The 17,910-nt window shown below is 63.1% G+C and carries 19 protein-coding genes; 8 read left to right on the top strand and 11 right to left on the bottom strand.

Annotated elements, in window-relative coordinates; genetic code table 11:
* The first annotated feature begins 11 nt into the window (after positions 1 to 11).
* The 4 genes from secD (at position 12) to ACMDCM_RS06565 (ending at position 4,154) form a co-directional block, all read left to right on the top strand.
* Positions 12 to 1,613, top strand: a complete 1,602-nt coding sequence (secD, locus tag ACMDCM_RS06580; RefSeq protein ID WP_412772822.1) for a protein translocase subunit SecD — start codon at positions 12 to 14, stop codon at positions 1,611 to 1,613.
* A 16-nt stretch (positions 1,614 to 1,629) separates the two neighbouring features.
* Positions 1,630 to 2,814: a protein translocase subunit SecF gene (secF, locus tag ACMDCM_RS06575; RefSeq protein ID WP_412772821.1), complete on the top strand. Its 1,185-nt coding sequence runs from the start codon at positions 1,630 to 1,632 to the stop codon at positions 2,812 to 2,814.
* A complete protein-coding gene (locus ACMDCM_RS06570; protein WP_412772820.1) occupies positions 2,811 to 3,197 on the top strand; it encodes an Mth938-like domain-containing protein in 387 nt (128 codons plus the stop codon). The genes secF and ACMDCM_RS06570 overlap by 4 nt, the downstream gene beginning before the upstream one ends.
* A gap of 93 nt (positions 3,198 to 3,290) precedes the next feature.
* Complete coding sequence (locus tag ACMDCM_RS06565; protein WP_412772819.1) at positions 3,291 to 4,154, top strand: phytoene/squalene synthase family protein; 864 nt, start codon at positions 3,291 to 3,293, stop codon at positions 4,152 to 4,154.
* Between the two features lie 4 nt (positions 4,155 to 4,158).
* Here ACMDCM_RS06565 and ACMDCM_RS06560 read toward each other — a convergent pair whose 3' ends face one another.
* The 4 genes from ACMDCM_RS06560 to ACMDCM_RS06545 all read right to left on the bottom strand — a co-directional run bounded on the left by ACMDCM_RS06560 (position 4,159) and on the right by ACMDCM_RS06545 (position 7,943).
* Positions 4,159 to 5,259, bottom strand: a complete 1,101-nt coding sequence (locus ACMDCM_RS06560; protein WP_412772818.1) for a serine/threonine protein kinase — start codon at positions 5,257 to 5,259, stop codon at positions 4,159 to 4,161.
* 26 nt (positions 5,260 to 5,285) lie between these two features.
* Positions 5,286 to 6,719 (bottom strand): methylenetetrahydrofolate--tRNA-(uracil(54)-C(5))-methyltransferase (FADH(2)-oxidizing) TrmFO, encoded by a 1,434-nt coding sequence (gene trmFO / locus ACMDCM_RS06555; protein ID WP_412772817.1) that lies wholly within the window; start codon positions 6,717 to 6,719, stop codon positions 5,286 to 5,288.
* Between the two features lie 160 nt (positions 6,720 to 6,879).
* A complete protein-coding gene (locus tag ACMDCM_RS06550; RefSeq protein ID WP_412772816.1) occupies positions 6,880 to 7,011 on the bottom strand; it encodes a hypothetical protein in 132 nt (43 codons plus the stop codon).
* Positions 7,011 to 7,943 (bottom strand): DUF2189 domain-containing protein, encoded by a 933-nt coding sequence (locus tag ACMDCM_RS06545; RefSeq protein ID WP_412772815.1) that lies wholly within the window; start codon positions 7,941 to 7,943, stop codon positions 7,011 to 7,013. The genes ACMDCM_RS06550 and ACMDCM_RS06545 overlap by 1 nt, the downstream gene beginning before the upstream one ends.
* A 450-nt stretch (positions 7,944 to 8,393) precedes the next feature.
* On the opposite strand from ACMDCM_RS06545, the gene ACMDCM_RS06540 reads away from it, so the two are divergent.
* A complete protein-coding gene (locus tag ACMDCM_RS06540) occupies positions 8,394 to 8,768 on the top strand; it encodes a DUF3597 domain-containing protein (RefSeq protein WP_412772814.1) in 375 nt (124 codons plus the stop codon).
* 220 nt (positions 8,769 to 8,988) lie between these two features.
* Here the strand turns inward: ACMDCM_RS06540 and ACMDCM_RS06535 are convergent, their stop codons facing one another.
* Together ACMDCM_RS06535 and ACMDCM_RS06530 are read right to left on the bottom strand one after the other, a co-directional pair.
* Complete coding sequence (locus ACMDCM_RS06535; protein WP_412772813.1) at positions 8,989 to 9,261, bottom strand: GNAT family N-acetyltransferase; 273 nt, start codon at positions 9,259 to 9,261, stop codon at positions 8,989 to 8,991.
* A gap of 92 nt (positions 9,262 to 9,353) precedes the next feature.
* A complete protein-coding gene (locus ACMDCM_RS06530) occupies positions 9,354 to 9,635 on the bottom strand; it encodes a GNAT family N-acetyltransferase (protein WP_412772812.1) in 282 nt (93 codons plus the stop codon).
* 329 nt (positions 9,636 to 9,964) lie between these two features.
* Between ACMDCM_RS06530 and ACMDCM_RS06525 the strand changes: the two genes are divergently transcribed.
* Positions 9,965 to 10,375 carry an NADH:ubiquinone oxidoreductase subunit NDUFA12 gene (locus ACMDCM_RS06525; protein ID WP_412772811.1) on the top strand — a complete coding sequence of 137 codons (411 nt, stop codon included), beginning with the start codon at positions 9,965 to 9,967 and terminating at the stop codon, positions 10,373 to 10,375.
* Positions 10,376 to 10,453: 78 nt separating this feature from the next.
* Here the strand turns inward: ACMDCM_RS06525 and ACMDCM_RS06520 are convergent, their stop codons facing one another.
* Entirely contained in the window at positions 10,454 to 12,172 is a 1,719-nt protein-coding gene (locus tag ACMDCM_RS06520; protein WP_412772810.1) for a FecR domain-containing protein, read from the bottom strand.
* Between the two features lie 115 nt (positions 12,173 to 12,287).
* Here ACMDCM_RS06520 and ACMDCM_RS06515 point away from each other — a divergent pair, with 115 nt between their 5' ends.
* Positions 12,288 to 12,503: a hypothetical protein gene (locus tag ACMDCM_RS06515; RefSeq protein WP_412772809.1), complete on the top strand. Its 216-nt coding sequence runs from the start codon at positions 12,288 to 12,290 to the stop codon at positions 12,501 to 12,503.
* A gap of 224 nt (positions 12,504 to 12,727) precedes the next feature.
* On the top strand, positions 12,728 to 13,651 hold the full coding sequence (locus ACMDCM_RS06510; protein ID WP_412772808.1) for a DUF2155 domain-containing protein: 924 nt from the start codon (positions 12,728 to 12,730) through the stop codon (positions 13,649 to 13,651).
* 234 nt (positions 13,652 to 13,885) lie between these two features.
* Here the strand turns inward: ACMDCM_RS06510 and aat are convergent, their stop codons facing one another.
* From aat to ACMDCM_RS06490, 4 genes are all read right to left on the bottom strand, one after another.
* Entirely contained in the window at positions 13,886 to 14,560 is a 675-nt protein-coding gene (gene aat, locus ACMDCM_RS06505) for a leucyl/phenylalanyl-tRNA--protein transferase (RefSeq protein ID WP_412772807.1), read from the bottom strand.
* Positions 14,561 to 14,806: 246 nt separating this feature from the next.
* Complete coding sequence (locus ACMDCM_RS06500) at positions 14,807 to 15,895, bottom strand: sensor histidine kinase (RefSeq protein ID WP_412772806.1); 1,089 nt, start codon at positions 15,893 to 15,895, stop codon at positions 14,807 to 14,809.
* Positions 15,892 to 16,332, bottom strand: coding sequence for a response regulator (locus ACMDCM_RS06495; RefSeq protein WP_412772805.1), 441 nt, complete (start codon positions 16,330 to 16,332; stop codon positions 15,892 to 15,894). The genes ACMDCM_RS06500 and ACMDCM_RS06495 overlap by 4 nt, the downstream gene beginning before the upstream one ends.
* The gene (locus ACMDCM_RS06490) at positions 16,329 to 17,867 is read right to left on the bottom strand and encodes a sensor histidine kinase (protein ID WP_412772804.1); all 1,539 of its coding nucleotides are present in this window, start codon (positions 17,865 to 17,867) and stop codon (positions 16,329 to 16,331) included. Before ACMDCM_RS06490 ends, ACMDCM_RS06495 begins: the two co-directional genes overlap by 4 nt.
* Between the last annotated feature and the right edge of the window lie 43 nt (positions 17,868 to 17,910).

The raw sequence follows: 17,910 nt of genomic DNA, 5'->3' as shown, positions 1-17,910 counted from the left end.
GGGTTATCTCGATGTTGTACTTTACGCGGTGGAAAGCGCTGGCGATTGTCGTGACCGCCCTGTTGGTCTGCCTGTGCGCGGTGCCGAATTTCTTTCCCGAAGCGCAGGTCAAGACCTGGCCGAAATGGGCGCAGCGTCACCTCGTGCTGGGTCTCGATCTTCAGGGCGGCTCCTATCTGCTGCTCGAGGTCGATTCCAACTACGTCAAGAAGGAAAAACTCGATCAGGTCCGCGACGATGCACGCAAGACGCTGCGCGATGCGCGGATCGCCTATACCGGCCTGGCCGTCAAGAACGGCGCGGTAGAGGTTCGCATCAGCAAGGAAGAGGAACTCCAGACCGCGCTTGGCAAGTTGCGCGAGCTGTCGCAGCCGCTCGGAGGTCTGCTCGGCTCCAGCGGCCAGCGTAGCCTCGAGGTCAGCAGCGCCGAGGGCGGACTAATCCGCCTGACGGTTCCGCAGGCCGCGGTTTCCGACCGCATCCGCCAGTCGGTCGACCAGTCGATGCAGATCATCGAGAAGCGCGTCAACGAACTCGGCACGGTCGAGCCGTTGATTCAGCGACAGGGCACCGATCGCATTCTGGTGCAGGTGCCTGGATTGCAGGACCCGACGCGGCTGAAGGAGCTTCTGGGCAAGACCGCCAAGATGGACTTCCGAATGGTCGATACGAGCGTGTCGACCGATCAGGCCCGGGAAGGCCAGGTGCCCGCCGATTCCGAACTGCTGATGAGTGCGCAGGAGCCCAAGACGCCCTACGTCGTCAAGAAGCAGGTGCTTGTTTCCGGCGGCGATCTGATCGACGCGCAGCCCGGATTCGACTCGCGCACCAGCGAGCCGATCGTGACCTTCCGCTTCAACTCCAACGGCGCGCGCAAGTTCGCGCAGGCCACCTCGGAAAACGTCGGACAGCCGTTCGCCATCATCCTCGACAACGAGGTGATCTCGGCGCCGGTCATCCGCGAACCGATCACCGGCGGCTCCGGTCAGATCTCCGGCAACTTCACCGTGCAGGAGGCCAACGACCTCGCGATCCTGCTGCGCGCCGGCGCGCTGCCGGCGCCGCTGACGATCATCGAGGAGCGCACCGTCGGTCCCGGTCTCGGACAGGATTCGATCGAGAAGGGCGAACTCGCAGCCTATGTCGGCTCGATCATGGTCATCCTGTTCATGCTGGCGACCTACCGGCTGTTCGGGGTGTTTGCGAATATCGCCGTCGCCGTCAACGTCGCCATGATTTTCGGCGTGCTGTCGTTGCTGAACGCGACGCTGACGCTGCCCGGCATCGCCGGGATCGTGCTGACCGTGGGCATCGCCGTCGATTCCAACGTGCTGATCTATGAGCGCATCCGCGAGGAGATCCGCGGCGGCCGCACCGCGATTTCGGCGATCGACGCCGGCTTCAAGCGGGCGCTGGCGACGATCCTGGATTCCAACATCACGACGTTCATCGCCGCAGCGGTGCTGTTCTATATCGGCACCGGCCCGGTGCGCGGCTTCGCCGTGACGCTCGGCATCGGCATCATCACCACGGTGTTCACCGCGTTCGAGGTGACCCGGCTGATCGTCGCGACATGGGTGCGCTGGAAGCGGCCGCAAAGCGTGCCGATCTGATGACGCGGAGCCGGCTGTGACCCACTGGATTTTGCTCGGCCTCGGTGCCCTCATCGTCGTGCTGACCGTCGTCAGTTGCTTCGGCCTGCTGCCGTCGCTGCGGATCGTTCCCGACGGTACCCATTTCGACTTCACGCGCTTCCGCCGCATCAGCTTTCCGATATCGGCCGTGCTGTCGATCGTCGCCATCACGCTGTTCTTCACGCACGGCCTGAATTTCGGCATCGATTTCAAGGGCGGCACGCTGCTTGAGGTCCAGGCCAAGTCCGGCGACGTGGATATTGGCTTGATGCGCACGACGCTGAACAAGCTCGGCCTTGGCGAGGTCCAGCTTCAGCAGTTCGGTGGGCCGACCGAGGTGCTGATCCGCGTGGCCGAGCAGCCGGGCGGCGACGCCGCGCAGCAGGCGGCCGTGCAGAAAGTGCGCGGCGCGCTGGGCGAGACCGTCAACTATCGTCGCGTCGAGGTGGTCGGGCCGCGCGTGTCCGGCGAACTGCTTGCCTACGGCATGATCGGCCTGATCCTGGCGATCGTCGGCATCCTGATCTATCTCTGGTTCCGCTTCGAGTGGCAGTTCGCGCTCGGCGCCATGGTCGCCAACGTCCACGACATCGTGCTGACCATCGGTTTCATGTCGATCTCGCAGGTCGATTTCGATCTCACCAGCATCGCCGCGCTCCTGACCATTCTCGGCTATTCGCTGAACGACACCGTCGTCATTTATGATCGCATCCGCGAGATGCTGCGGCGCTACAAGAAAATGCCGATGCCTGAGCTGCTCAACGAATCGATCAACTCGACGCTGTCGCGCTCGATCATCACCCACGTCACGGTGACGCTGGCGCTGCTCGCATTGCTGCTGTTCGGCGGACCGGCCATCCACAGCTTCACCGCCGTGATGATGTTCGGCGTGGTGCTGGTCGGCACCTACACCTCGATCTTCATTGCGGCGCCGATCCTGATCTATCTCGGGGTCGGCGACCATCGCGCCGACGCCGAGGAGAAGCCGGCCAAGACTGAGGCGGCCAGTTCCGACAAGGCGGCTAATAAGCAGCCCGAGACGGCCACGCCCGAGAAGACAGTTAAGCCAGAGAAAACGGCCAAGCCCGCGGAAACGGCCAAGTCCGGGAAGGCGGCTAAACCAGAAAAGCCGGTCAAGCCTGAAAAGCCGGCCAAAGCCCGGAAACCATCGAAGCCGTGAGCGCCGACCTGCCGGAGGTGCCGCACCTTCCGCGGCCTGCGGCGATCGAGGCCTATGGCAGCGGCGGCTTCCGCTTCGACACCATGTCGCATCGCGGCTCGCTGCTGTGCCTGCCGGACGGCATCTGGGCCTGGCCCATAACCCGGCCGGACGACATCGACCGCCATGCGCTGGCGCGCGTCTTCGCAGGCTCGGCCGCGATCGATACGTTGCTGATCGGCACCGGCACAGAAATCTGGCTTGCTCCGGACGAACTGCGCGGCGCCTTGCGCCGCGTCAACGTCGGAGTGGACACCATGCTGACCGGAGCGGCGATCCGGACCTACAACATCATGCTGGGCGAGCGACGCCGGGTCGCGGCGGCGCTCATTGCCGTGCCGTGATTATCTCACTGCATTGGCAGCGCCTGACGGCGCTGATAGCTGTCCCATGAACGCGATGTCACGGCAGCGCCTGACGGCACTGATTACCGCGCCATGAGCGGCGGCGCATCGGAGAGTTCGTCCGCGGCATTCTGCGCGGAACTCGTGCGCAGCCACGATTTCGAAAACTATGCGGCGACGCTGTTCGCGCCGCTGCGTTGCCGCCGCGCGCTGCTGGCGCTCTATGCCTTCAATGTCGAGATCGTCAGGATCAGGCAGCAGATCACCCAGCCGCTGGCCGGTGAGGTCCGTCTGCAATGGTGGACGGATGTGCTCTCAGGCGAGGGCCACGGCGGCGTCGAGGGCAACCCGGTCGCGGCCGAACTGTTGCTCGCGGTCCGCGACCATGGCCTGCCGGTCGAACGCCTCTCGCGGCTGATCGAGGCGCATCAGTTTGACCTCTACAATGATCCGATGCCGGACATGGCGGCGTTGGAGCACTATCTTGGTGATACATCGTGCGCGCTGTTTTCGCTCGCCGCGCGCATCGTCGGGCAGGAATCCGACGCGATGGACCATCTGGCGCGCCACGCCGGTCTTGCGCGCGGGATCGCGCAGGTGATCGCGATGTTGGGCTTTGACGCGTCGCGGCGACAGTCGTTTGTGCCGCTGCAATCGCTGGAGCGGCATGGCGTCGATCCGGAACAGGTTTTCGCGGGTCACGACACGCCGCCGCTTCGCGCAGCCCTCCGCGAGCTGGCGGACGAAGCGCGATCGCATCTGGACAAGGCGATGGCCAGGCTGCCGGAATTGCCGCCGGAACCGCGCGCTGTCTATCTCCCGCTCGCAATGGTGCGCCGTGCGTTGAACGATCTGGCGCGCGCAAGTAACAATCCCTTTGTGCCGCGACCTGCATCGCGGCTGCGCGTTCTGTGGACGTTGTGGCGAGCCTCGCGCGCGAGACCGTTCCGCGCCTGATGGATCAGGACGGCAATGCCTGGTCGGTCGAAGCAAAATTGAAGCGGTCGCGCAGGTTTTTCCGACTCTCCAGGATGCCGCGGAAGAATTCACGGTCCGCGGGGCTCGCGATCAGCGGCTCGATCAGATCGATCTGGTTCATCGCAATGAGCTGGAGGATTTCTGTCCGTATCTTGCCGCTCGCGTCGCGCGGCAGGCGGGGAACGATCTGGATGTGCTCCGGCGGTTTCGGGTCGCGCGCCGAGCCGAGCGCCGAGCGCAACTGCGTTTCCAGTCCGGGCAGATCGGCTTCGACAAAGGCGTAAAGCCCGACGCCGCTGCGGCGATCGGCGAAGGCGACGATGGCCGCGTCGCGCACGTCGCTATTTTCGCGAATCCGTGCGATCAGCACCGGGGCGTCGTTGACGAGACGACGGCCGCCGCCTTCGCGATCGGTGAAACTGAACAGGCCGCGTGTAATCGCGTTGTACACCTTCTTGCCGGTCATCAGCCATGTGCGGGCGATAATCGACTTGTGCGCGAGCATCTTGCGTTCGCGCGGCGTCAGCGCGTCCGGCGCATAAGTGCGCTTGTGCTTCAACAGATGCCGCAGGTCCTCGTAAGCTGCAATACGAAACAGCCGTGACCGTCGCTTGAAGCAGGCCGCCAACTGGAAGTCGGTGAGATAGGCGCGGCCGTCGCTGCCGCGCAGCCAGTTCTGTTCCTTGGCGAGATCGTTGTGGCAGATGCCGGCGCGATGCAGCTTGCGCAGCGCCACCTTGGCGGAACGGAAGTAGGCGAGGTCGCCATGGGGTTTGGCGAGATGCAGCGCCACGCCGTCGATGAAGCCGCGCACCAGCGCGCGGCGGCCGCTCCACAACAGCGTTGGTCCGACGCCGAGATCGCGTGCAAGCGTCAATGCCTTGCGTTCGCGCTCGAACAGATGCCGCGCGACAAGATACGACCACCACGGCACCTCATCGAGCCGCCGCAGCACGGCGTCGACCTCGCCGGAGTCTGTCCGGAAACGTCCGCGCTCCACGGTCGAGAACACGTCGCGTTTCAGCAGGACTCCTTCGGTCCACGTCGTGGACAGCAATGTGGCGTCCTGTTTCGGAAGGGGCATGAACGATCCTGAAAAACGCCGTTGCACTATGCCGCCGCTGCCGGATGAAGCGCATCCGTAATCCAGCGGTCGAGGTCCGACAGCGCGCGGGCACAGAGCGCCTGTTTTTTCGCTGTCGTCTTTTCGTTGCCGCGCAGCCGTGTGCCGTCCGGCGTCTTCGTCGGCGGATGGGCGAGCGGCGGAAACAACCCGAAATTGATGTTCATCGGCTGGAACGAGCGAGGCCCGGCGTCGATGGTCTCGATGTGGCCGCCGGTGATGTGGCCGAGCAGCGCGCCGAGCGCCGTGGTGGGCGGCGGAGCCGAAAGCATCCGCCCGCGCGCGTCGGAGGCGGCATACAGGCCCGCAATCAGGCCGATGGCCGCGGATTCGACATAGCCTTCGCATCCCGTCATCTGTCCGGCGAAGCGCAGCCGCGGCTCGGCGCGCAAGCGCAACTGAGGGTCGAGCAGTTTCGGCGAGTTCAGGAAGGTGTTGCGATGCAAGCCGCCGAGGCGGGCGAACTCCGCGCTTTCAAGACCCGGAATGGTGCGGAAGATGCGGGTCTGCGCGCCGTGCTTCAGCTTGGTCTGGAAGCCGACCATGTTGTAAAGCGTGCCGAGCTTGTTGTCCTGCCGCAACTGAACGACGGCGTAGGGCTTCACCGTGGGATCGTGCGGATTGGTCAGGCCGACCGGCTTCATCGGTCCGTGGCGCAGTGTCTCGCGGCCGCGCTCCGCCATCACCTCGATCGGCAGGCAGCCGTCGAAGTAGGGCGTGTCAGACTCCCAGTCCTTGAAGTCGACCTTCTCGCCCTCGATCAGCGCGTCCACGAAGGCGTGGTACTGCGCTTCGGTCATCGGGCAATTGATGTAATCGGCGCCGCTGCCGCCGGGACCGGCCTTGTCGTAGCGCGACTGGAACCAGGCCTTCGACATATCGATGGAGTCGCGATGGACGATCGGCGCGATCGCGTCGAAGAACGCCAGCGCGGACTCGTCGGTGAGCGCGCCGATCGCATCGGCGAGGGGAGCCGAGGTGAGGGGACCGGTGGCGACGATGACGTTGCGCCAGTCCGCCGGCGGCAGGCCGGCGACCTCGGCGCGGCTGATTTCGATCAGCGGGTGATCGCCGAGCGCTTTGGTCACGGCGGACGAAAAGCCGTCACGGTCTACCGCGAGCGCGCCGCCGGCCGGGACCTGATTGGCATCGGCGCAGCGCATGACCAGCGATTCCAGTCGGCGCATCTCGGCATGAAGCAGTCCGACCGCGTTGTTCGCTGCATCGTCGGAGCGGAACGAATTGGAGCAGACAAGTTCCGCCAGCCCCCCGGTCCGGTGCGCCGCCGTCGTCCGGTGCGGCCGCATCTCGTGCAGTTCCACGCGAACGCCGCGTTGGGCGACCTGCCAGGCGGCTTCCGAGCCGGCAAGACCGCCGCCGACGATATGGACGGCCGCGCGGTGGAATTCATTCTGTGTCATGGCAAGAGGGGTAGCGCGTTTTGCGGCCAAGGGGAATCGCGTTTGCGGTCGCAGCGCCTGCAAGAACGACGGCGCTCGCGGTCGTTATTCCCTGGGTGCATTGTCAGATGCGACGATAACAATGAATGTTTATTCATTGTTATCGCTCCATCCGATACTTTCAGTCGGCAACCCCGCGCCCCTCCGAGGGAAGGCAATGCCTGGCGGGACCGAACGAGCAGAGCGCGGCGGCCGCCTCGATGGCGAGCGAGCCAATCGAGGCGGCCTTGCAAGAGCCCGCGCGTTTTTCCATCAATCCGAACTATCGAAGAAGCGGGCTCGCCGTTTGCGCTGGAACAAGACGGACGGGAAGTCCGCGGCGTAGCGCTTTTCTCCCTCCTTCCGCGGAGCTTCGTGCGACGGCGAGGTCAAGGGAGTCTCGACCGCCTTGCGATAGAGATGCCACGTGGCATGACCGAGCAACGGCATCACGATGGTGAGGCCGAGGAAGAACGGAATCGTTCCGAGCACCAGCAGGACGGCCACGATCAAACCCCACTCCGCGACTGCGACGGGATTCTTCGCAGCCACGCGCATCGATGTCAGCATGGCATCGGTCATGTCGGCATGCTGGTGGAGCATCAGCGGGAATGACACGATGCTGATGCACAAGGCGACGGCTGCAAACAGGAATCCAACACCGCAGCCGACCACGATCAAGCGCCAGCCCTCAGGCGTGGTCAAAACGCGCGCGAGGAAATCGGGCATTGTCGATGCAGGCGCATTGCCGAAGGTGGAAACATAGATCGCATGGGCGGTCGCTATCCAGACGAAGAAAATGACAAGGAGCAGCGCGCCCAATCCCAGCATCGATCCGAACGACGGCGCCCTCAGCACGCCGAACGCGTGCCATGCGGACGCCTCCAAGCCGAGTTCTCGCCGATAGCTCAGTTCATAGAGGCCGAGTGCCGCAAACGGTCCGATCAGGGCGAAGCCGGCGGCGAGCGGGAAAAGCAGCGGCAAGACCGAGTAGCCGAGCACCATCCGCGCCAGCACGATTCCGAGCACGGGATAGATCACGCAAAGGACAAGGGCGTGGCTGGGTACCGCCTTGAAGTCTTCCCAGCCTAAGCGCAACGCATCGAGAAGGTCGGAGAAGCCGATGTGCCGGATCGCCGGTCTGTCCGCAGCGGCCTTTTCAGATTGTAGATTCGACGTGATGTCGACGGGATAGGAGGTGGCCATCTTCGTTGTCTCCCTTTCGCTGGGCTAATCTCCGGACCGCCTGAGGCGCGAGATTGCCCCTTCGGAAAACGATCACGATCAAGCCCAGACGCGAGAGCAAGGAACCTGGTCTTGCCGCGACCTGTAAGGCGATTCTAATTCCTATCTCCGATTTTGGTTGCTCACGGTTCGGTGAATTTTTTCCGCCGCGCGGAAGAGCCTGGAAAACAACGCCGCGATAACATTCGCATTATGAGCGGTCGCGTTTTCGCGCGGATCGCAGACGCGACATTATGACATAGCCCTATGACATGGCCCTGAGACAGCGAGATCGGACCGCTCTATCGGCGCCGGCACTCCAACATTGGCAAGCGCCGGTGTGGCGGCTACTCTTTCACGATGCGGGCGGAAGCAGACGCAAGGTTCCGCTCGGTGCGATCTGCGCAACCTCAAGCCATTGGGAGCGGCACAATGAGCATATTTGGAAAGATCATGGGCGCCATTTTCGGCTCGCACGCCGAGGCGGCAACGCCGGCGCCCGAAGCGAGCGGCGGCGCCGCGGCCTCATCGGGCGGCGCGGCCGCAGCCAGCGTTGACGTCGCCGCCATTCTGGACAAGGCCGTCGCCGCAAAAAAGGAAAAGCTGGCGTGGCGGACCTCGATCGTCGATCTGATGAAAGCACTCGACGTCGATTCCAGCCTGAGCGCCCGCAAGGAACTCGCAAAGGATCTGAAATATCCCGGCGATACCAACGACTCCGCGGCAATGAACGTCTGGCTGCACAAACAGATGATGGCTCAACTCGCAGCCAATGGCGGGAAGCTGCCGCCGGACATGAAACACTGATGTGACATCCCGCAGCTACGGACGCGCTTTCCGGGTCGCGCCGATGCGGCCCTTTTGATCGGGATAGAGCGTTTTCAAGCGAAGTGGATACCGGCTCGCGCGAAGAAAACGCGTCACATCAAAACCATGGAGCCCCGCTTCTGATTCCATCAGAAGCGGAAAGGCTCCAGGCTTTCGCAAACGATGCGGTCGCGAACGCGTCAGCATCCGGAGCGGGACCTCAAACTGCGCGGTCCGCCTCATCCGGATGCTTGTCGAGATAGCTCGCCACGAATCCGCAACCGGCGACCACCTTCCGTCCCTCGGCTCGGATCAAGGCCAGCGCGCCTTTCACCAGCTTCGAGGCGATGCCCCGGCCGCGCAATTCGCGCGGCGTTTCGGTGTGGGTGATGATAACCGTGCCCGGCGCGAGGCGATAATTCGCGAAGGCAAGACCGCCGTCTGCCTCAAGTTCGAAGCGGCTCAGGACTTTGTTGTCGTAGACGGCGGCCATGGTTGGCGCTGCGATCGCGATAGAGCAGAGCGGCGCATTGCAACAGGCATCAAGAGCGCGCAAGCGTCGTCAGGACACCGCTGCGGGCAGCCTCACAAATTCGGCCTCAGCAGATCGGCGTAATCCGGATGTTTCTCGAGCCAGTCCTTCACGAAAGGGCATTGCGCGCTGGCCCTGAATCTATCGGCGCGCACCTGGTCCATTGCGCCCTGCACGAGTTCCGATGCAACGCCCTTGTCCCTGAGTTCCGGCGGAACCTGGGTGTGGGTGAACACGATGATTCCGTCCAGAAACCGGTAGTAGGCCGCAGCGATATGCCCGTCCACCTCGAGTTCGTAACGGTGTTTTTGCATGTTGTTGACGACTTCGGACATTTGGCAGCCTTTATATTTATCATGCCTGGAGGGCACCATTCAGAGTTTTAGCAGGTCCGTCAACAGCCGCGGCGGATATCGACTCGCCATCGTGTACGCCGCGCATGTCACCGGACCGGATGAGGATGGACGTAGGGGCGGAAGGTCGCCGGCGCAACCTGCTAATTGGACCGGCCTGTCCCCGTGGGCCGCGGATCGCGTTTTTTTGGTGGGCGGTTGCGCTGGACAAGACCCCGGCGGGATGCCATCAAACCGGTGGAATGGTTTGACATTCGCCGCCGGCTGCGGTCTCGCGACGCGAATGATACTTTTTGCGACGGAAGCCTGTCATGAAGCAGTTTTTCCTCAAACTTTTTACCTGGTGGAACAGCCAGACCTTCGGCACGCAGCTCTGGACGTGGCGCTTTGGCGAACTGGTCGGCAAGGACGGCGAGGGCAATCGTTATTACCGGACGCGCGGCGGAAAGATCGATCCTACGCTCGGTTTCGAACGGCGCTGGGTGATCTACAACGGCTATACGGAAGCCAGCCGCATTCCGCCGGAGTGGCATGGCTGGATTCATCACATCGTGGACGTTCCGCCGACCCAGGAGAATTACCGGCCGCGCGAATGGCAGAAGCCGCACGTGCCGAACATGACCGGGACGCCGGCGGCCTATCGCCCGCCCGGCTCGACGCTGGTGAGCGGCCGCCGCCCCAAGGCGACCGGCGATTACCAGCCCTGGACGCCGGGACAATAGAGGCGACGCGCCGTACCTCGCGTCTCAGCGGGTCGATTCAATCAAACTCATCCGAGGCTCGGCGCGATTGAACAACTTTCAGCGCTTGCTTGCCGCGAAGATGCCGCTGCCGAGGTAGTTGTTGGCGCCTGAAATCGCAACGCTTCCGCCCATTTCACCAACCGGGCTGCTTTTCCCCTGGAAGAAGCTGCCCTGCAGGGCCATGCTGCGACCACCGACGTTGCCAGCAATGGTGCCGCCGAAATTGCGCGGGTCGGTATTGAAGTTCACGGTGCCGGAATAATTGGTGCTGTCGAGACCGGTCACGCTCACCGCGCCGGTTCTCGCACCGAAGTTGACAGTGTTGGAGAAACCGCCGGCGACGAAGCCCGCGCTTTGCACGTTGGCGATGACGTGGCCGGTGTAGGTTGCGGTGCCCGTCGTTGGCACATCACTGATGCTGCCAACCGGTCGTCCCGCAACCCATGTGCCCAAGGCTACCTCGATTGGCGTGCCGGTGTTGGTATTGCTCCAGTCAATCGCCCAGAAGCCCCAGCGCGTATAATCGCACTGGCACGGCGTCAGGTTCGGAATCGCGTTGGTGACGATCTGGTTGGTGGTGATGCCGTTCGCGGACACGATCACGCCCTTGGCCGGTAAGCCGTTGACGACGTAGTTGTTGTCCGGCGTGTTCGCATAAAAATTATTGTAATCGACGTAGGTACCGTTCGCCGGACCGGTCGATCCGTTCGATCCGAACTGGAAGAGCGCGTGAACCGTATGGGCAAGCTGCGTGAACGGATTTCCTGAGTCGTAGATGTAGGTGTCCAGATTAGCCTGAACACGATTATTGGTGGCGTCGAGATTGATTTTGGAGGTTCCGCTTATCGGATTGACGGTTTGGTTGCCCGCGACGTTATCTAGTCCCGCAACGTAACCGGTCAGCATCACGGTTGGACGTGGAGTGTTATCAACGGGCGGCGAATTGTGGCTGTCATCCTTCGGCTGATCCTGAGCGATCTGCTGCAGCGCCTTGTCCTGACTGGATGTCTGCACCGATTGCGTGAACGTGGACGAGATCGCGTTGATAAGCCCGACGACCGGATTGACCGGCGTCGGCATGTTCGAGCCGGTCACGAAGCCGGATGACCCGGTCGCCTTTTGCTCGGCGGATGCGACGTTAGCCGGCGATGCCGCGCCCCGGCGCGCGCCTCCCGTTTGACCGGCGGCGCTCTGGAATGCCAGGATCAACTGCTGCACGAATCCCGGCGGCGGCAGGCCGGGCAATGTCGGCGGGCCGCCGGCCCGGGTCTGGGTGAATTCGCCGGCGTGGAGCGTTACGGTTTGCCCGCCGGAATTCACGGTCATCGTGCCGTAGCCGGAATAGATGCCCTTGCCGTCGGTCATCATCACGCCGCCGCGGATGCCGATCAAGGCAGACGCGGTCTTGATCTCGGCATCGCCGTTATGGCTGATCTGGCCGCCGACGAAACGCAGCGCGCCCTTGCCGAGAGTCGCCGCCAGCTTGCCGGTGTTGGCGTTGGGATCATAGACGTATTCGTCGATCGTCAGGTCGCTGTTCGGACCGATGGTCATCGACGTCTTGTCGAGGAACAGCAATTGCACCGAGCCGCTGGACTTGGTCTGGATGCGTTCCTTGTGGGCGATCGACTGGCCGATCGTGATCGTTCTCATGTTGGCGGTCGCTGCGGGGTTGACCGCCGATGCCGTGCCGACCTGTTGGGCTCGCGCCATCGCGCCGCCGAGCGCCATCGCCGCGACAGTCATCGCAATCTGGAGCGCCCCCGTCCGGCTCATGGCAATTCCCCGACACGCAAAAACTGAAACGCAAGTATGGCCTTGAGTATAGCCCTGACTATGCCGAATGCGCCAACCCCGCCCGCTTACCTCAATACCGCTCCAAGTACGAATCATGCTGTCTGTTGCCTTAAATCCACGCCGCAAAACGGTCGCGCTGGAAGCCTGCACGCGGGCAGATGTGGTTGAACGTAGCGGCACTGTGGACGGCGACGATGGCGAAGGGTCAGGCGCGTCGCGCGTCTCGAGGGCGGTGGCGTTCGTTGATCGTGCGTTTTCTGCACCCGTCATCGCCATGGACGATGATCGGCCGGAGTCTTTCCGCTTCTGATGGAATCAGAAGCGGGTCTCCGTAGTTTTATTTGACGCGTTTTCTTCACGCGAGCCGGATTCCGCTTCGCTCGAAAACGCCGTAGCGAACGACTTCCGCCGCGGGCAGGTCGCCCTTTCCCCGCCGCAATCACCGTGTTAACCGAGCGCCTGCGAGCGGCTTGGAGCCTTTAAATTTCTGTACAATGTTCCGGCCCTGATTCGAGCCAGACAAAGCCGCGCAAAATGTTCCGAACCATTGCCATAGCCGGTTACGCGGCATTTGCGGTTGCCGCGCTGATCGTGGCGGCTTTGCCTGCGCGCGCGCAAATCGGAAATATTTTTTCGGATCCCGCGCCGCGCCCGCCGGCCGCCATTCCGCGTGGGCAGGCGGCTCAGCCGGATGACGACGAGGAAGATGTCCCGGACCTGCCGCGGCAAGGACGTGTGCTGCCGGCCCCGATGAACCTGCCGCCGGGGCAGGGCGTTGCGCCGCCGGGACCGGTTCAGACACAGCCGTTGCCGCCTCCCGAAACCGCGGTGGCTCCGCAGAACGCTCCCGGTGGCGTCGCTGCCGCGCCGCCTTCATCGCGTCAGACGCCTCTCCAGCACCCGCCGCGGACGGCTCCCCCGGCGCCGGCGACGCTGCAGCCGGGCGATGAGGTCGTCACCGAGCCACCGGCCCAGAAGATCATCAACAAGAGGGCGGTCTTCTCGGGCCTCGACAAGATCACCGGCCGTATCATCCATTTCGACGAGGAGGTCGGAGAAACCGTGCAGTTCGGCGCGCTGCGGGTGAAGACCGACGCCTGCTACACACGCCCAGCGACCGAAGCCGCGAACACCGATGCTTTCGTGGAGGTCGATGAGATCACTCTCCAGGGCGAAGTGAAGCGGATTTTCTCCGGCTGGATGTTCGCGGCAAGCCCTGGTCTCCACGGCGTCGAGCATCCGATCTATGATGTCTGGCTCACCGACTGCAAGAACCCCGAAACGACCGTCGTCACCGCACAGCCGGATCAGCCGAAACCGGCGCCGCCGCCCGCCAAGCGACCGCCTCGACAATCCTCGACGCGGCAGCCGCGTCAGCCAGCGCCGCCGCAACCGGCGCCGCCCCCGCCGCCGTCGCAGCAACGCGGTAATCCGTTTTTCCCGCCGTTCGGGCGATAAAGCGGAATAAGGGTGATTGAATCGTCATGCCCCGGCTTATGCCGGGCATCCACGCCTTTGAAGTTTAAGCGAAGAAAGACGTGGATGGCCGGGACAAGCCCGGCCATGACAGATCAGCTTGTTTCCGTCAAAATGCCACTACCGGTTCGCGTCAAGAAAACGCGTCAAATCAAAATCATAGAGCCCCGCTTCTGATTCCATCAGAAGCGGAAAGACTCTACGCGTTCGAGAAGCTTACGCGTGGCTGGCGATGATCCCGAGCGCGTCTGCGCCGGGGACCGGCCGGTCAAGCGGCAGGGCCGCGAAATCGGCGCGGCCTTCCAGAGCAGCGTCCAGAAGCGTCCGGTAGCGCCTGCGCGGGATTTCGATAGCGCCGAATCCCCGCAGATGGTCGGTCACGAATTGCGTATCGAGCAGCGCGAAGCCGCCAGCGATCAGTCGAGCGACCAGATGCACCAGCGCGACCTTCGAGGCGTCCCGCACGAGGTGAAACATGCTCTCGCCAAAAAACGCCCGTCCGAGCCGGACGCCATAGAGACCGCCCGCGAGCTTGTCTTCCTGCCATACCTCGACACTGTGACAATGGCCGAGTTCGTGCAGGGCGATATAAAGATCGCGGATCCGGCGATTGATCCAGGTATTTTCACGTCCAGGCTGCGGCGCGGCGCATCCGTCGATCACCGCGTGGAAGGCGGTGTCGACCGTGACGGTAAAACTGTCGGATCGCACCGTGCGTGCGAGCCGCGACGGAACCCGAAAACTGTCGAGCGGTATCACGCCGCGCAACTTCGGCTCGACCCAGAACAGCGTCGGATCGTCGACACTTTCCGCCATCGGAAAAATGCCGCACGCATAGGCGCGCAGCAGCAGCTCGGGCGTGATCTCGGAGGCGGCGGTCTCGCGGGACATCGTGGTCTTATAGCAGAGTTAGAGCTATTCCGGCTTTGATGGAATCAAAGCCAGGCTCCAGCTTTTTGTTTTGACGCGTTTTCTTCACGCGAACCGGTATCCACTTCGCTTGAAAACGCTCTAAAGCGTTGTCGGGTCGGTAATTATTTCGGATTGAACCATAGCCTTGCCGCGCGTTCCGCTTGTCTCTCTCCTGCGGGGAGAGGTGAGGGGGACCGGCGAGAGGCGCGTTTGCCACGGATTTGCTCAGGCCGCCGTCGCCGGCCTGGATTTCTCGGCCGGTGGAATTTCGCGGGGGAACCGCAGCACGATGCGCGTTCCGGCATGGGCGGGATCGCGCTCGGTGTGAGCGTCGAGTTTCAGGGCCATTGCCGAAACGATCCGCTGGCCCATTCCCGTCGAACGCGGATCGGTTTTTGCATGGAGGCCGACGCCGTCGTCGGCGATCGACAGCTCGATGTCGCCGCCGTTGACCGCGAGTTCGACGTGGATCGGACCGGGGCCGTCAGGGTAGGCGTATTTGACTGCGTTCATCACCAGTTCGTTGACGATGATTCCAATCGCGACGGCGCGATCCGGATCGATCTCGACAGGTTCGGCCTTCAGGTCGAGGCGCGACATTCGGTTGCCCTCGGCGGAACGCCGGAGATCCTCGAGCAGGGCTTCAAGATACTGGTTCAGCAGCACGCTTTTCACGTCATGCGAGGTGTAGAGGCGTCGATGCACCTGCGCCACGGCCGCCACGCGTCCCATGGCGCTGGTGAGCGCAGCCTTGATGTTTTCGTCGGAGTTGGAATTGGCCTGCAAATGCAGCAGCGATGCTATGATCTGCAAGCTGTTGCCGATGCGATGATTGACCTCGCGCAGCAGCACCTCGCGCTCGGCAGCCAGCGCCGCATAGCGGTCGCGCGAGGCGCGCACTTCGGCCTCGGCCTCGTCGCGCGCCTTCTGGATGTGCGCCTGCCGTATCGCGACCTCTGCCGCGACCTGCAACAGGGGAACGAACTCGCCGAGCGCGTCCTTGACGAGATAGTCGGCGGCGCCGGCTTTGAGCGCGGTCACGGCAATCTTGGAATCCTGCGACGCGGTGACGAACACCACCGGCGGAGCGCCGGGAATGGCCTGAATCCGCTCCAGCGTCTCCAGACCGTCGAGGCCGGCCATGTACTGATCGAGCGCGATCACATCTATGCCGCCCTGCGCGATGCGCGCGAGTCCGGTTTCGCCGTCTGGAGCGTGCTCCACGCAAAATCCGTTGCGCGTCAGACCGCGCTGAACCAGCCGGGCCAGCGCCTTGTCGTCATCCACGTAGAGAAGGGTCGGCTTGGCGATCATGAGGCGGCCTGGGGAACCTGGATGATGGAGAAGAACAAACCGAGTTGCCGGATCGCGTTGGCGAAGCTCTCGTAGTTCACCGGCTTCGTGATGTAGACGTTGCATCCGAGTTCGTAGCACCGCTTGATCTCCTGGGAATCGTCTGTCGTGGTCAGCACGACCACCGGTGCGCATTTCAGGTGCTTGTTTTCCTTCACCTGCCGCAGGATATCGATCCCCGTCATGTCGGGCAGATTAAGATCAAGCAGAATGAGCAACGTCTCTCCCTTGTGCGGCGGGCCTTTGCCGTCCGCGCCGAACAGGTAATCGAGGGCGTCTGTACCGTTGCTGAACGGCTTGATCTCATTGTTGACACCCGAACGCCGTATGTTGCGCTCAATCAGCCGGGCGTGACCTTCATCGTCCTCGATCATGATGATGGTGACTGGCTTGCTCATGATGGCTTGTCCCGGTTGGTGTCTGTCCACGAGGTGGGAAGAGTAACAGTAAATGTGCTTCCCTGGTTGATTTCTGAAGAGACCGACATGGTCCCTCCGAGCCGCCGGACCAGCGTGCGGGCGTGCGCGAGTCCGATACCCTGACCCGGCCGATCCTGCGGGCCCGCCCGGCGGAACAGGTCGAAGATGCGCTGATAATCCTTGGGATCGATGCCCCGGCCATTATCCGTAACCTCGAAGATCGCAAAGCCGAGCTTTCGCCGGCCGCGAATGGCGATGGCGCCGGGAACCCCGGGTTTGAGATACTTCAACGCATTATCGATCAGATTGGAGAAAATCTGCTCGATCGCAAGGCGGTCGCTGACGATATCCGGCAGCGGCTCGATCCGGATTTCAGCGCCGGCCTCGGCGGCTTGATGAGCCATGGTCGAGGCGATGTTTTCCATCATGTCGCGCATGGCGATCGCGGCCGGATAGAATTCGCGACGGCCCTCGCGGGTGAGGTTGAGAATCGCGCTGATCAGCCGATCCATCTTGGCGATCGACGACTTGATGAAGCCCAGCGCTTCGGTGAAGTCCTGCGACAATTGTTCGTCCGCTTCGTCGAGAACAGGTTCGGCGACCGCGGCCGGGTCCTCCGTGGCCGGAGGCGGAATGTCATCCGGCCGGCTCAGGGTCGCGATGCGCCTGAAGATGTCGCCGCGCAATTCTTCGAGTTCGCTGGTGAAGCCCATGATGTTGACCAGCGGCGACCGCAGGTCGTGGCTGACGATGTAGGCGAAACGCTGGATTTCGTCGTTGGCTTCGCGGAGATCGCTGGTGCGTTCTTCCACGGTGGATTCGAGGTTGAGATTGTTGTCGCGCAACTGGGCTTCGGCTTCGTCGCGCGCCCGGCTCGATCGCCGCACCAGGAAGATCGACAGTCCCGCAAACACCACGATCAGTCCCGAGCCGATGCTGGTGATGAGGGCCGAGAGCGACTGGCTGGCGTCGGCGGATGCCGTTCGCGCGGCAAACAGGCGGTCTTCCTCGGCCCGCATTTCACTGGCGAGGTCGCGGATCTGACCCATGGCGTCGCGGCCGGCTTCCTGCCGGGCGGTTTCGGTCGCTTCGCTAAGCCGGTTCGCCTGAACGAGTGCGATGCCATGCCGCAACTGCGCGATCCGCGCGTCGGTCTGCGGGATCATCTGCTCGAGCCGCCGTTGTTGGTAGGGGTTGTCGATCGTCAGCGCCTTCAGCCGTTCGAAACTGGGCGGAATCTGGCTCGCGGCTTCCTCGAACGCGCTCCGGAATTCGGGACGCTGCGTCAGCAGGAAACCGCGCTGCGCGCTTTCGGCGCGACGCATCTGCAACTGGGCGAGCGAGATTTCATTCTCGACCTCCATGCTGTGCAAGGTCCAGCTCGCGTCTTCACGCGCCTTGTTGACGAGGTAGACGGAAAGCGCGCTGATCAGCGTCAGGACCGCAAGGCCTGCGGCCAGCAGGATGATCTGGCCGAGCGCATGGCGCGACGATTTTACGGAGGTCAACGCCATCGGATCATGTTTGGATTGGCACGGCCCTGATTGCTCCCCGCAC

Origin of the sequence: Nitrobacter sp. (assembly GCF_047149785.1) — a bacterium.
In the GTDB taxonomy this organism is placed as follows: Bacteria; Pseudomonadota; Alphaproteobacteria; order Rhizobiales; family Xanthobacteraceae; genus Nitrobacter.
Note: the sequence above shows the minus strand (reverse complement) of the source record. Positions and strands in the feature narration are given on the sequence as shown.